Origin of the sequence: Microcystis panniformis FACHB-1757 (assembly GCF_001264245.1) — a bacterium.
GTDB lineage: Bacteria > Cyanobacteriota > Cyanobacteriia > Cyanobacteriales > Microcystaceae > Microcystis > Microcystis panniformis.
In genome coordinates this window covers 5,101,162-5,113,891 of the sequence record NZ_CP011339.1, presented here as the reverse complement: position 1 = coordinate 5,113,891, position 12,730 = coordinate 5,101,162, and the positions used below count along the sequence as shown (strand labels likewise).

General features: G+C 41.3%; 9 protein-coding genes and 5 pseudogenes. 7 read left to right on the top strand and 7 right to left on the bottom strand.

Annotated elements, in window-relative coordinates; translation table 11 throughout:
* Nucleotides 1-7: 7 nt before the first annotated feature.
* Entirely contained in the window at nucleotides 8-514 is a 507-nt protein-coding gene (locus VL20_RS24030; RefSeq protein WP_002741066.1) for a hypothetical protein, read from the bottom strand.
* A 184-nt stretch (nucleotides 515-698) separates the two neighbouring features.
* Between VL20_RS24030 and VL20_RS24025 the strand changes: the two genes are divergently transcribed.
* The 4 genes and pseudogenes from VL20_RS24025 to VL20_RS30410 all read left to right on the top strand — a co-directional run bounded on the left by VL20_RS24025 (nucleotide 699) and on the right by VL20_RS30410 (nucleotide 4,073).
* Nucleotides 699-2,027, top strand: a complete 1,329-nt coding sequence (locus VL20_RS24025; protein WP_052275264.1) for a hypothetical protein — start codon at nucleotides 699-701, stop codon at nucleotides 2,025-2,027.
* Nucleotides 2,028-2,238: 211 nt separating this feature from the next.
* A pseudogene (locus tag VL20_RS24020) lies at nucleotides 2,239-3,479 on the top strand (N-acetyltransferase family protein).
* A complete protein-coding gene (gene ruvX / locus VL20_RS24015) occupies nucleotides 3,479-3,916 on the top strand; it encodes a Holliday junction resolvase RuvX (RefSeq protein ID WP_052278037.1) in 438 nt (145 codons plus the stop codon). Before VL20_RS24020 ends, ruvX begins: the two are co-directional and overlap by 1 nt.
* A complete protein-coding gene (locus VL20_RS30410; protein ID WP_223213095.1) occupies nucleotides 3,909-4,073 on the top strand; it encodes a hypothetical protein in 165 nt (54 codons plus the stop codon). The genes ruvX and VL20_RS30410 overlap by 8 nt, the downstream gene beginning before the upstream one ends.
* Before the next feature lie 5 nt (nucleotides 4,074-4,078).
* Here VL20_RS30410 and VL20_RS24010 read toward each other — a convergent pair whose 3' ends face one another.
* Nucleotides 4,079-5,329 (bottom strand): vWA domain-containing protein, encoded by a 1,251-nt coding sequence (locus VL20_RS24010; RefSeq protein WP_052278036.1) that lies wholly within the window; start codon nucleotides 5,327-5,329, stop codon nucleotides 4,079-4,081.
* 176 nt (nucleotides 5,330-5,505) lie between these two features.
* Here VL20_RS24010 and VL20_RS24005 point away from each other — a divergent pair, with 176 nt between their 5' ends.
* Complete coding sequence (locus tag VL20_RS24005; RefSeq protein WP_052278035.1) at nucleotides 5,506-6,549, top strand: IS630 family transposase; 1,044 nt, start codon at nucleotides 5,506-5,508, stop codon at nucleotides 6,547-6,549.
* Between the two features lie 367 nt (nucleotides 6,550-6,916).
* Here VL20_RS24005 and VL20_RS30405 read toward each other — a convergent pair.
* The 5 genes and pseudogenes from VL20_RS30405 to VL20_RS23980 all read right to left on the bottom strand — a co-directional run bounded on the left by VL20_RS30405 (nucleotide 6,917) and on the right by VL20_RS23980 (nucleotide 11,553).
* Nucleotides 6,917-7,782, bottom strand: a pseudogene (locus VL20_RS30405) (IS5 family transposase).
* A 46-nt stretch (nucleotides 7,783-7,828) separates the two neighbouring features.
* A pseudogene (locus tag VL20_RS30400) lies at nucleotides 7,829-8,472 on the bottom strand (IS1 family transposase).
* A gap of 371 nt (nucleotides 8,473-8,843) precedes the next feature.
* Nucleotides 8,844-9,884, bottom strand: a pseudogene (locus tag VL20_RS23990) (ISKra4 family transposase).
* A gap of 512 nt (nucleotides 9,885-10,396) precedes the next feature.
* Nucleotides 10,397-10,699: an AAA family ATPase gene (locus VL20_RS33295; protein ID WP_249264933.1), complete on the bottom strand. Its 303-nt coding sequence runs from the start codon at nucleotides 10,697-10,699 to the stop codon at nucleotides 10,397-10,399.
* A 17-nt stretch (nucleotides 10,700-10,716) separates the two neighbouring features.
* Entirely contained in the window at nucleotides 10,717-11,553 is an 837-nt protein-coding gene (locus VL20_RS23980; protein WP_004161530.1) for an ATP-binding cassette domain-containing protein, read from the bottom strand.
* Between the two features lie 257 nt (nucleotides 11,554-11,810).
* Here VL20_RS23980 and VL20_RS23975 point away from each other — a divergent pair, with 257 nt between their 5' ends.
* Both VL20_RS23975 and VL20_RS33935 read left to right on the top strand, forming a co-directional pair.
* Complete coding sequence (locus VL20_RS23975) at nucleotides 11,811-12,251, top strand: DUF29 domain-containing protein (protein ID WP_002790561.1); 441 nt, start codon at nucleotides 11,811-11,813, stop codon at nucleotides 12,249-12,251.
* 142 nt (nucleotides 12,252-12,393) lie between these two features.
* Nucleotides 12,394-12,563: pseudogene (locus VL20_RS33935) on the top strand (DUF29 family protein); the annotation flags it as partial.
* Nucleotides 12,564-12,730 lie beyond the last annotated feature (167 nt).

Below are 12,730 nucleotides of genomic sequence, written 5' to 3'. Positions count from 1 at the left end.
GCTGAATTTAGTCAAAATAAAATAGGGTAACTAGCTTGCGTTGATCTTCCGCTTCCGCGCAGGTTTGCAAAAGGGTCTGACTGTCGTGGAAAGCAAAACAGATTAACTGTTGACAACGATTGATAATCTCGCGATTACAGAGGCTGCTGGCTTCCCCTAGGGATAGATGGTCATTTTCGGGACATTCCACCAGATGGATAACCTGCTGGAGTTGTTCTTGGGATTCCAGGGGCTGGCGATCGAGACTTTGGGGTAAGATCACGGTTAACAGATTAGGATCTGCCCGCATTGCCCCCTTAATGACGGCGGAATTGGTTCCCGTCGCCCCGGAGGTCATAATCCGATTGCCCGCCAGCACGAGGGCATAGGCCATCATTTCGATCAATTGCTGGTGTGTGATGGGAACGTGACGGGAACCCAATAAGGCGACGCGCTTAGAACCGGTCTGCTGAATGGCGGCTAGTTCTTGAGCTAGAGTGTCTAGGGTGTTAGTGGTATCTACAGATTGACTCAAAGACTTTTACTGCAAATTCGGACTGATTAACCGTCCGTTATTGTAGCATCCAATTGTCATAATCGGAAATTTGGCCCAAAAAACCCAGCAATTCCAAATTCAAACGGTAGTGTAGGATACAGAATTGATTTCGCTTCTGTCCCTCAAAATAGAGTGAACGAGTTGCCCATTGGGTTTTGCAGGAATGGAAGTCCAAGATTTGAGTTTTATAGGGATGCTGAGCTACTTCCACAGGGCTATCGCTGGCATGGTTGACCCGCGCAGTGCTAGCAATGCTACTCGCTACAGTCTAAAAGACGCGGTCTTGGGGGCATTTGCTAGCTTCTTTATGCAAAATGAATCCTTTCTAGAATATCAGCGTCAATTGAATAGTCGTTGTGGACGAGATAATGCTCAAAGTCTGTTTGGTCTGGTTAATATCCCGACCATAGAACAGATAAAGAATATTCTCGATAGAATAGCCGCAAAGCCTCTTTTTTCACCGTTCAAATGGATTTATCAAGGTCTGAGAGAACAAGGCTATTTGAGGCTGTTTACAGCCTTGGATGGCAACTTACTCGTCGCCCTAGATGGGACTCAGTACTATGATTCAGAGAAAATTAGTTGTCCTTGTTGCTCAACCCGCACCTCGAAACAGGGGAAGGTAACTTATCACCATCAAGCTATTTTGCCTGTAATTGTCTCTCCTGACCAAAAATCGGTCATTTCCTTGCCACCAGAATTTATCACTCCTCAAGATGGCAGTGAGAAACAAGACTGTGAGCAAAACGCGGCAAAACGCTGGATAGCGAGCCATGCGTCCTGGTTTGAAGGCCAGCCCATCACCCTCTTAGGCGACGACCTCTATAGTCGCCAACCGATGGCTGAATATTGTTTGGAACACCATTTCAACTTTATCTTTGTCTGTTTACCGTCCTCCCATCCGACTCTCTATGAGTGGGTTTCTTTCCTGGAGGCTAATCAAGAAGTCAAAACCACTCAACAGCGACGTTGGAATGGGCGATACTTTGAAATTTGGGACTATCGTTATCTCAATCAAGTCCCCCTGCGCGAACAACAACCCGCCTTACTGGTCAATTGGTGTGAGGTGACCGTTAAGCGCGAGTCGGATGGTCAACTTCTCTATCGCAATAGCTGGATTACTAACCACGACCTGACTCCCCAACGGGTCATTCTGGTCTGCGCTGCTGGACGGAGCCGTTGGCGAACCGAAAATGAGAATCACAATGTGCTCAAAACTCGGGGCTATCATTTGGAGCATAATTTTGGACATGGTCAGCAACATTTGTCCTCTTTTCTGTTGACCCTCAATCTCCTGGCTTTCTTATTTCATACTGTTCTGCATCTAGTCGATGAACGCTATCAACGGGCTCGGATGCAAAGGGGGACTCGCAGAGGCTTTTTTAACGATGTTCTTTGCTTAACCAAGTATCTGCTGTTTGAAGGCTGGCACCACCTTTTAGACTTTATGCTCGATGAGGCCATCCCTGTTACTCGCGTTAATTCTTCTTGATTTTGGATGGGGAGCTACAGGGCAAAAGCGTTTTGTATTCTGTATTCCTTGCTACATTCTGAATTTGGAATTGCTGCAAAAAACCCCAGCTACCGATCGAGGTGTCCTTTCTGTGGCAGTCTCCTTGAGCCGTCAGAAATTGTTATTGGTGGGGAAGTGCCTCTAGATTCTGCTGTAAGATAGGTGCATAGACGATATTTACCCCAGAGCCATGACCACTTCTCCTGTTCCCCAAGGGGACGATTTTAGCGATCGCCAGATCCGTCCCGTACAATATCGGGATTTGGAAGACATTGAAGCTTTAACCCTGGATGACTTCGATGAGGATATTGATCGTCGCGCCCAAAATTTCCGCACCCAGGTGCAGCAGGTGCGGCCTTGGTTTGGGTTATTTAAAATTCTCAGTTTTTTTCCCAATCCTCTCCAACACCGTTTTCATGTCTATGTGGCTGAGTCCATGGCCAATCGGGGAGAAGAAGGGAAAATTCGCGGGGCAATCCAAGTCACCCCTTTTAATAGTAGTCGCAGCACTTGGCGGGTGGAACAGGTGCGGGTGCATCCAGGGGAGTCTTTAAGCGAACCCAAGGGCATCGGGGCGCAATTACTGCGTTATTGTCTAGAAACGGTTTGGGAAGCGCGCACCTGGGTGTTAGAGGTTAATATCAATCAAAAGGACAGTTTGGCACTTTTTCGGCAACACGGTTTTCAGCCTTTGGCAGAATTAACCTATTGGTCTTTACCGCCGCAATTATTACAGGAATTGAGCAAACAAGAGGCAGATTTACCGAATTTACTGCCTGTGAGCAATGCTGACGCTCAATTGCTCTATCAGTTAGATTGTGTGTCTATGCCGCCGCTACTGCGTCAGGTATTTGATCGCCATATCCAGGATTTTAAAATCAATTTAGTTGATAGTTTGCTCGGTCGCTGTCAAGGTTGGTGCGGCGGTCCGCAAATTAGTCGCGGTTACGTTTTTGAACCGCAACGAAAAGCGGCGATCGGTTATTTTGAATTAATTCTATCTAATCGGGATGAGCGACCCCATCAAGCGAAATTAATTGTCCATCCCGCCTACACTTGGCTCTATCCTAAGTTATTAATCCAGATGGCCCAGATCACTCGCAAGTATCCCGCTCGCTCGCTAGAGTTGATATCTGCTGATTATCAGCACGAAAGACGGGAATATCTGGAACAATTGGGAGCAATCCGCAGTTCCCACACCCTGATGATGTCGCGCTCGGTATGGCACAAAATCCGCGAAACTAAGCCAGAAAATTCCGCCCTGGCAGAAATGCTGCAGGGTTTACAACCGGTGCCGCGAACTCCCATCCCTAGTCGGATGTCTTGGTTAAAATGGCCCAATAATCCCCCCTAGACTCCCTCGACAGTCCGGGAGAACTTCCCCCAGTTAAACCGCCCTCGGAACCCCCCGATCAGGGGCATCCAGTGTGATGGAAAGAGTCGCCGCCTTGGGCTTAGATATCGGCAAAAAACGGGTAGGAGTGGCAGGATGTGACGGCACAGGTTTAATCGCCACCGGTTTAACCACGATTATCCGTTCTTCCTTTGTTGCTGACATACCACAGTTTGAGGCAATTGTCAAGGAAAGAAATATTAAGATTTTGGTAGCGGGACTGCCCTATACCATGGCGGGAGAGTTAGGATTTCAGGCCAAACAGGTACAAAAATACGCCCAGAAACTAGAGATCGCCTTGGATTTGCCCCTCGAATACATTGATGAGCGTTGCACGTCCCTAGAGGCGGAAGAATTCTTAAAAGCCAAAAAACAGTTTTCCTCTTGGGATAAGGGAGCGATCGATCGGGAAGCGGCGGCGATTATTTTACAACAATGGCTCGATCGCCGAAGGCGAGTTAATACTGTTGTTTGAGGAGTTGACGGCAAGGGAACTGGTAGCCAAAGCCTCGACTAAAAACTCTCGAATATTTGTCTTACCGATCGCTGCCATGATGGGGGATCGGATTAACTTGCGGGCGATTTTCGGGGTGATTATTGCTTGGCTAGGAATCGGGATTTTATGCCAATGATTGGTTTATTCATCGGTTTGTAGTCTTGTTTTAGCAATAATGCGGGTTTTCTTTAAATCTCCCTCGCTCAATTCTTCTCCCACCTGTAAACGGGTGGCATTAGTTTGGAGGACAGTGGCGGCGTTTTTTTCTCCCAATTGTAAGGCGGTTTTGGCGGCGGTTTGTAGCATGGTGGCGGCGGCTGCTCGATCGCCCTGTTTTAATTTTTCTTCAGCGATTTGGGTTTGACGATATTTGGCTAAAGTCAGAGTCGATTTCTGAACTTGCTCGTTTAATTGGGATTGATAGATAGCTTGGGAGGCGATATCAAGGCTAACAGTCGCAGTTTCTAGCCCTTTTTGACCAGAAGCGGGATCATCGTAGCGAATCTTCACCTTAGCTATGGTATAAGTACCGGGGGGAATTTGGTCGATATAGAGATTGAGGAGGATAATTTTTTCTTCATCTATCATTAAATCACCCAAACGGGTGATGTAAAAATTGCCCTCTTTTTGTAGGCTCATTTCTATAGTTTCTGGGGCAACTTGGGCAATGGGTTTTAACTCCGCTAAATGAGTCCGAGCATCTAATTCTAATTGCAGGAAAGCGTTAGTTAACCGGACAGATTGCAGCCGGTTAAATAGACGAGTAAATTCAATTAAAGCCTGTTCAGGTCTTTCGATATAGGATAAACTTCCGCCGGCGATATCGGCAATTTTTTCTAGGATATCTTGATTCCAATGATCGCCAAAACCGAAGGTATTTAAGGTGATACCGTACTCAGCTGCTACTGCGGCTAATTTTAAACAGCGTTGATTATTTCCGTGTTCATTTTCACCATCGGTAAGCAGAAAAATATGAGACACATAACCTTTGCTGCCGGTGGAACTTTCTTGAATACCTAATTTTATCCCTTCATCGATCGCCGTACCTCCTCCCGCTTGTAATCGTTGAATTTTTGAGCGAATTAAGGTCAGATCATCCTGTCGCAATTGGGAGGGAAGAATAACTTTGGCGCGATGATCAAAAGCTATCACCGAGAGACGATCATTAACCCCGAGGGATTCTATTAAACTGAAGGCCGCTTTTTTGACCGTTTCTAGGGGTTTTCCCTGCATAGAACCGCTATGATCGAGAACTAAACAAAGATTAATCGGTAAATTTGTGTTAATCTGTTCACTGGTGGCGGCGATCGATAGCATCAGTTGACGTTGACTGCTGGTTTGATTAGCGTCGATATGACTATCACTCAAGGCCGATTTTAGAGTTACCCGCATAAGAGTTTTTAATCGTGGTCGTTGATATTTCTATTGTAATGAGTATAATTAGATTTGTGCTTATTTTCCCATCCGACATCCAGTTATACTTTGCACGGCTACAACTTGCATTTTTTACTCAAGGACAATAATATAGTTTAAGAGTCATAATTAGAAGCAAAGCACTCATTAAAAACATGATTAACCTAGAATTCACGGAAGAAGAAAAGAACTCACTGTATTATGAAAGATTTCATCATCCCCATCCCCGGGTTCAACTGAAGATGGAAGTTCTCTGGTTAAAAAGCCAAAAGATACCGCACCAAAAAATTTGTCAGTTAGCAGGAATCTCGCCAAATACCTTATTAACCTATCTTCGAGATGAGCAAGAAGGCGGAATAGAAAAATTAAAAGAAATCAACTTCTATCGCCCTAAAAGTGAATTAGAGTCTCAAAGAGAAACCCTCAAAAAATACTTCGAGAAAAATCCACCAGCCACAATAAATGAAGCTGTATATAGGATAGAAGAATTGACGGGAATAAAACGAAGTCCTACCCAAGTGAGAAAATTTTTAAAATCAATGGAAATGAAATGTTTAAAAGTAGGTTCTCTTCCTTCTAAAGCTGACCCAGATGAACAAGAGGACTACAAAGAAAAAAAGCTAGAACCCAGACTAAATGAGGCAAAAGAAGGAAAAAGGGCTGTTTTTTTTGTTGATGCCGCTCACTTCGTCATGGGAGCATTTCTCGGTTTTGTTTGGTGTTTTGAGAGACTTTTTGTTAAGTCACCGAGCGGGCGTAAACGCTTCAATGTTTTAGGAGCATTAAATGCAATAACTCATGAAGTTATTCTGGTAACATATGAAACTTATATTACGGCAACTCAAGTCTGTGAACTCCGGTCAAAAATAGCTGCTTTAGGACTAATGATTCCCATCACTCTAGTCTTAGATAATGCCCGCTATCAAAAATGTAAAATTGTTGAAGAATTGGCTCTTTCTTTGTCAATAGAGCTGCTCTATCTGCCGTCTTATTCACCTAATCTAAATTTAATTGAAAGGCTGTGGAAATTGGTCAAAAAGAAATGTTTATATGGTAAATATTATGAGAACTTTTCTGACTTTTCTTCAGCTATTTATGAATGTCTGAATGATGCCCATCTGAAACATAAAAAAGAACTGGATTCCTTGCTGACTCTACGATTTCAGAAGTTTAATAAATCTCAGATTATGAACGTCTAAAGTATAGACAAGTTCGAGCATTGGGTGCATCTCATTTTTGTCAATCTACGATGCTCACCCGGGGTTGTTCATATATTGGGAATAATTTAAGAGTCACTGATAATTCTTGATTGTCGATATTTTTACCAAGTTAAGATGCAGCCCCAGCAGTTCTTGTTGGAAATTTTACCTTAGCCAGTCGGCCCTATTCTTTCGTGTAAGTCATGGCAAAATCTCTTTAACGCGAACTAAAGTTATTTACTTTTTTTGAGATGATAACAAATTGGAATCGATGTTGGGTGGTGATTCGGTAGTAGTGATGGCGGCTTAATCCTTTGCTTTGCTGTGCGTTGTAGTCATGGATAAAATAGATCTCTTGCAAAAGTAATCAAGATATATATTTTTGTCGGTAACGAAGTTCGTAATTGTAGATACCAGCAATCAAATTCAATCTCAGACCAAATCGCCGACGGCGATTTCTGTATCTTGATGAAAGTATCCGAAATATTTTGAGACGACGATGAATATGTTCTATAACTATGCGCCGTTGTGATAACTGACGGTTGGCTTTTTTTTGCTCTTTACTTAGTTTTTCTTTTTTCTTTTTTTTATGAGGAATCTGACTGTTTTGATGGATTTTCTGAATCCCTTGATAGCCTTTGTCCCCTAATATTTCTATTTCCTTATTTAACCCTATTTTACTCTCTTTCCACAACCGAAAATCATGGACTCTTCCTTTCTCACAACGGACGCAGATTATCTGCTCACTTTTTTGGTCGCAACGCGCTCGCTGCGCGAGATCGGCAACGACTTGCGACTTTAATGTGTGGTATCCCTGCTTCCCACTATAGCATGATTTCTGTTTTTTTTGGGTCTTTCTATCTCCTGTTCTGACACATCCACCACTATTACTTCTATTTCACTATTACTTTCTAATAGGGCTTTTTTTCTGGGTAGATTAAACAGACCTGATTTGATGAGAATATTCTCTACTTTCCTAACAATTCTCTACGCCGTTGATTCGTTAACACCCCAACTATTTCCCAGATGAAAATAGGTGCGATATTCTCGCCAATATTCTAATGTTATTAGTAGTTGGTCTTCCGTACTCAATTTGCTAGGTCTACCTGTCTTTTTTTGCCAAACTTTTTCTGCCTTTAGGACTGTTACCATATCCTTAAATGTATCTGGATACACGCCACACAAGCGTTTGAACTCTGTTGGCTTTAAAGTTTTTACTTGTTCGTAAGTCATCTTTCAATCTTAACTCTTGGACTATTTTATCCTATTTTGTCTAGACTTATGCAAGAGATCTAATACCAAAGGGTTCCCCAACGTGATTCTCCATTTTTTTAGAGAAAGATAGACTCTCTCTCACCAGCCGAGAAATCCTTTGTCGAAAGGTATTATTTAATCTTTCAATAGGATTAGTTTGACCAGTTTCTTTACCTACTGCCCGATGACGTTTACTAGGAATTACTGTCTTATAGGACTCCCAAAAGTCTGTGTAAGCAACTGCACATTGTCGGTAAACGCCTGGTAAACTGGCCCCAAAGTTTTTTGGCTGATTGACGACTCCTATCTCCGCGCATAGCCACCAATAATTTCTCTTGTATTTCTATCAATTGCCAGCCAAATATAGACTTTTATCGTCTTAGAAAAAACCAAAGACCACATTTCATCACATTCTATAACCAATTTACCTTTTGGTTTGTCCGAAACCTTTATTTGACGGGGAACAGCCGCCAGTTTATTGTTGACATAATTTTGTTACCATAACCAACTTACCCCTGTTACTCTAGCAATTCCTCGTCAGGAAATTCGTTCGAGCAAGAGTTTATCAATTAATTGTTTGGTTTCGTCAGAGACGGTTTTATTAGTGGGATTGATCACAAACGGTTGACCGCAATCTTTACATTGACGTTTGGGTTTTCCCTTAGGAATAGAACCATTCTTGTTCCTATGGTGAGAACCACAACGCTTGACAGGGGAATAGAGGTGAACTAGGGGGGGGTACTTTGTTCGGTGCTAGACTGATATTTCAGTAAACCAGACAGGAGCCAGAAAAAGATATTTATCAGAAAAGTCATAATCAAGCTAGAGGTTTAAAGACTGATCGGGTTCCAATTATTTTTATTAATAAATATTTTACACAATTCATACCAGGTAAGCAAGAGGGCTACGCCACTACTACCGAATCATTACCAAATTGACAATGTTCTAAAAGTTCCGTTTCCTTAAGACTCATGGGTTAGTTTCTGGGAGCATCTCACCTTTGCAATAAGTAGAAATGCTTAATGAGATCAATAAAAAAGTTAAAAAAGGCAACCATTTAGATAAGCACAGCGATGACGAAGGACTTGCGGTACATTACAAGATTGCCAACTTGCACCAGTAATTTTAAGACGATGAGCAATTTGTTTAATTTTTGATTCGACGGAGCCAGAGCCAATGGAAATCCCCTCTGCCTGCAAATAACCATAATTGACAATTCGATGTTTATGCTTGTTTAAATAAGTAATAAAATTCTCAACTTGCGGCTCTGACCATCCTTCACAACAAGAGATAGCGGCGTCCACGTCCCCCTTCCTCAAGAAAACATTTTACCTCCTCAATTCGCTGGAATGACCCGCCAACTTTATAGAGGTTTTCGATTAAATGATACCAATCCAATATTTCAATTCTTTCCTGTTTCTCTCCGAGCTCACGAAATAAATTCCAGATACCATCATGTCCATCTCCTAAACAAATTAAAGGCTTGGCCAAAACTTGAGAATTAACCAAATCTAATAAAGCTGAGTTATCTTGAAAAAAAGCCGCTACCCCCAGTTGATGAAAACTCACTGCTTTATAATCACGCCAAATTAAGGCTTTTCCCTTGGCAGTTCTTAGTCGTACCTTACCGCCATCTAGGCTCATTTCTTCCACTTCCACTTCTGGGTTAGACGGTAATTCTTCAAAAGCATATCGATGTACGAGGCGTTGTTGGGTACTGTGAGAAACAGCAATCCCTGTCAATGATTTGATTTTCTGCGCCGATTTTTCGTAGGATTCATCGCCACTTAATAGCAAACAGTTCTTCTCTAACATTGGACTCATCTGAGTCCGAGACTTTATTTCTAATTTTTTCGCTTGTTTTTCTGTAATTGGTAATTCCCCCAAAATACTTTTCACTTTTCTCGTCCGACCGGCAGTTTCTTCTGTGCTTGTTTTGACAAAAAAATACCGATTTCTGGGTTAACATAATGAATCATTAAATCTCTGACTGTCTCCTCTATCTCTCCCAAGTTATTAAATTTCTTAATTTGGGATTGCTCATAGAGACATTGCCCTAACTCTTGACATAACTCTTTAATGGGAGCATCTCACTTACGCGATGAGTAATTATACTTAGCCTAAAAGCCACTCTTAATCGTGTCTTGGAACGAAATAGAGGCTTTTAAAGACCGCGTACATGGAGAATTAAAACAAGAATTACCCTCGAAAAGCCTATTTTTCTACTAAGTATTTATGCTCATTGCAAAGGTGAGATGCTCCCCTCTTTAATTCTTTTTTCATTTTCTGATAACATTGAATTATTCCTCCCATCGAGAGCTATTCTGAATTGTAAGTTATAACTATTATAATCTCATTTCTCTTTGTGATCAAGTTGAAGATTTTGGCTCTTCTCGACTTTGTGTGATAATTTTTGCTTATGGAATCGTGAAATGCTTATCGGGCAAGACTTTTAGGGCTATTTTGCGGAAGAAAGTATCAGTATAGACCTCGTTTCCACACAGAAACCAGAAGAGCCAGATTTTCTAGTTTTTGACTGCTATAAGTATTAATACTCATTGCATAAGTGAGATGCTCCCTAGTTTCTCCATCTTTATTTCAATGGTTTTGGTTCTATCTCTTTAACATGAGCGGGAGTTAAAGCTTGACAGAGTTCATAGGAATGAGTGGCTAAGATATATTGATTGCTAGGTTCCCATTCCTGCAAGTCCTCAATAATTCTATATTGCCAGTCGGGATGGAGAGCAATCTCAATTTCATCCATCAAGACAATCGCATCTTTTATCCTACGATACTTTAGCCACAGATAGATACTTAATCGCTTCAGTTCCCCATGACTCAAATCCTCTGGATATAATTCTTCTCCGTTTGTGTCCCCTTTGAATTTAAAGGTAATCCCCGATATATCTTTATCTAAATTAATTTCTTTATCCGAAAAATTGAGTTTAAGTTTTGCCGTATTAGTTGATAGTTATTTCCATATTTACCCGTTTCTATAGCTTGAGCAAAATCTTGATCACGAGCCATGATAAAGTAATTAATTAATAGCTCAACTGGCAGAAAATCGTAGGTAAATAAGTTGCTAAGTTTCTCTTTAACATCTGTCATGGCTAAATAATAGTTACTAGAGTCTGGATTCCCTTGATTTATCTGAAAAAGACTCTTGTTAGTAGCTTTGGGTAAAAAGATAAAAACTTGCGCTGAAGGTGCGGCTAAAAATATTTTTGAAGATAATTCTTTCATGAATAATTGAAATTCTTCTTGGGTGGTTTGACTAAATTTACACAACAAAAATATCTCTTCATTCTTCTGGTTATTGGCTCGACAAAGATATACGAATTGACCGTCAATATCAGATACACAGCCTTTTATTATATAAACATCCCCAAAATGATATACTAATTGACCGTCAAGATCAGATACCAAGTCTTTTATATAAGCATATCTGCAAATAAAAAAATCTAGTTTCACTTCTTCCCGATTGTCGGTTAGAATTTCAAACATAGCCAGGGTTTTCTGCTCTAACTCATCTTCTAGTTGACATCGATGGAGTACATTTACCACATATTCTATCTTTTCTGGATCACCAGAACAATGAAGCAAGATAAAAATCAATTGTAGAAGGGTACTTTTGCCACCGCCATTTTGACTACCGATAGGGAATATTTGAGGAAAAAAGTCTTTCTCGAAACTAAGATCAATATTCTTTAACACTCGAAAGTCAGGAACTTGAACCCGTAGTAACCGCATTGTTAAAACTCCTGTAATCCTATCCTGTTGCTCATCTGCTTATTGTAGCTCACAGGCAAAGGTGAAACAATCTCTTATCCTACCAGTCAAATTCCAGCAGATTTCCCCAAAAAAACCCTTGACAAATCCCCCCACTTGACAGATACTTATATATAGAATGGGAATCCGTGCCTGCCTGCGAACCCTCTTTTTTTAGGTTAGATAAGCGTCAAAAAAATAAAAACCTAATACCTGACCAGTGCTAAAGAGGATAGGTTATGACAACTAAAGACTTATACGAACAAGACTATCCTGCTTGGTTAGAAGAAACGGCCAAACAACTGCGACAAAGACAGACAGATGTATTAGATTGGGAACATCTCGGAGAAGAAATCGAAGCATTGGGGAATGAACAGAGACATAAAGTAGATAGTTATCTCCTACAATTACTCATTCATCTGCTTCTCTATCAATACTGGCCGGAGGAACGAGAAAGATGTGCGCGGGGATGGCAGGACGAAATCGGTAACTTTCGGGTGGAATTAGAACTTTTATTGGAGTCGAAAACCCTTTATAACTATTTTTTAACCAGAATCGCCGTTATTTACCCCAAAGCAGTGAAGCGAGTCCGACAAAAAAGCCAATTACCGGCCGCTATCTTTGCCGAAAGCTGTCCCTATAGTCCTGAACAAATCCTCGATTCCGATTTTCTCCCCTGAAATTCCAGCAGATTTTTTCAGAAAAACCCTTGACAAATCCCCGCACTTGACAGATACTTATATATATAATGGGAATCCCTGCCTTCCTACAGACCCTCTTTTTTCAGGTCAAATAAGCGTCAAAAAAATAAAAACCTAATACCTGACCACTACTAAAGACTTATACAAACAAGACTATCTTGGTTGGTTAGAAGAAACGGCCAAACAACTGCGACAAAGACAGACAGATGTATTAGATTGGGGAACCAACAGAGACATCAAGTAGATAGTTATCTCCTACAATTGCTCATTCATTTGCTTCTCTACCAATACCGGCTAATGTCTTCCCTAAGCTGTACTGAATTTAAATTGCGTATTGGATGTTTGAGTACAAATGCTCAAACTCCTTCTCCCTGCTCCCAAGTCCAGTGCAGTCTTAACGAGTAATTTAGATAGTCAACAGCTTACCAGTCAAATTCCAGCAGATTTTTTCAAAAAAA

What these genes read in the sequence shown, in the direction of transcription:
- VL20_RS24025 (WP_052275264.1), top strand. Translation starts at nt 699, where the DNA reads ATGGAAGTCCAAGATTTGAGTTTTATAGGGATGCTGAGCTACTTCCAC.
- ruvX (WP_052278037.1), top strand. Translation starts at nt 3,479, where the DNA reads ATGGAAAGAGTCGCCGCCTTGGGCTTAGATATCGGCAAAAAACGGGTA.
- VL20_RS24010 (WP_052278036.1), bottom strand. Translation starts at nt 5,329, where the DNA reads ATGCGGGTAACTCTAAAATCGGCCTTGAGTGATAGTCATATCGACGCT.
- VL20_RS24005 (WP_052278035.1), top strand. Translation starts at nt 5,506, where the DNA reads ATGATTAACCTAGAATTCACGGAAGAAGAAAAGAACTCACTGTATTAT.
- VL20_RS23980 (WP_004161530.1), bottom strand. Translation starts at nt 11,553, where the DNA reads ATGCGGTTACTACGGGTTCAAGTTCCTGACTTTCGAGTGTTAAAGAAT.
- VL20_RS23975 (WP_002790561.1), top strand. Translation starts at nt 11,811, where the DNA reads ATGACAACTAAAGACTTATACGAACAAGACTATCCTGCTTGGTTAGAA.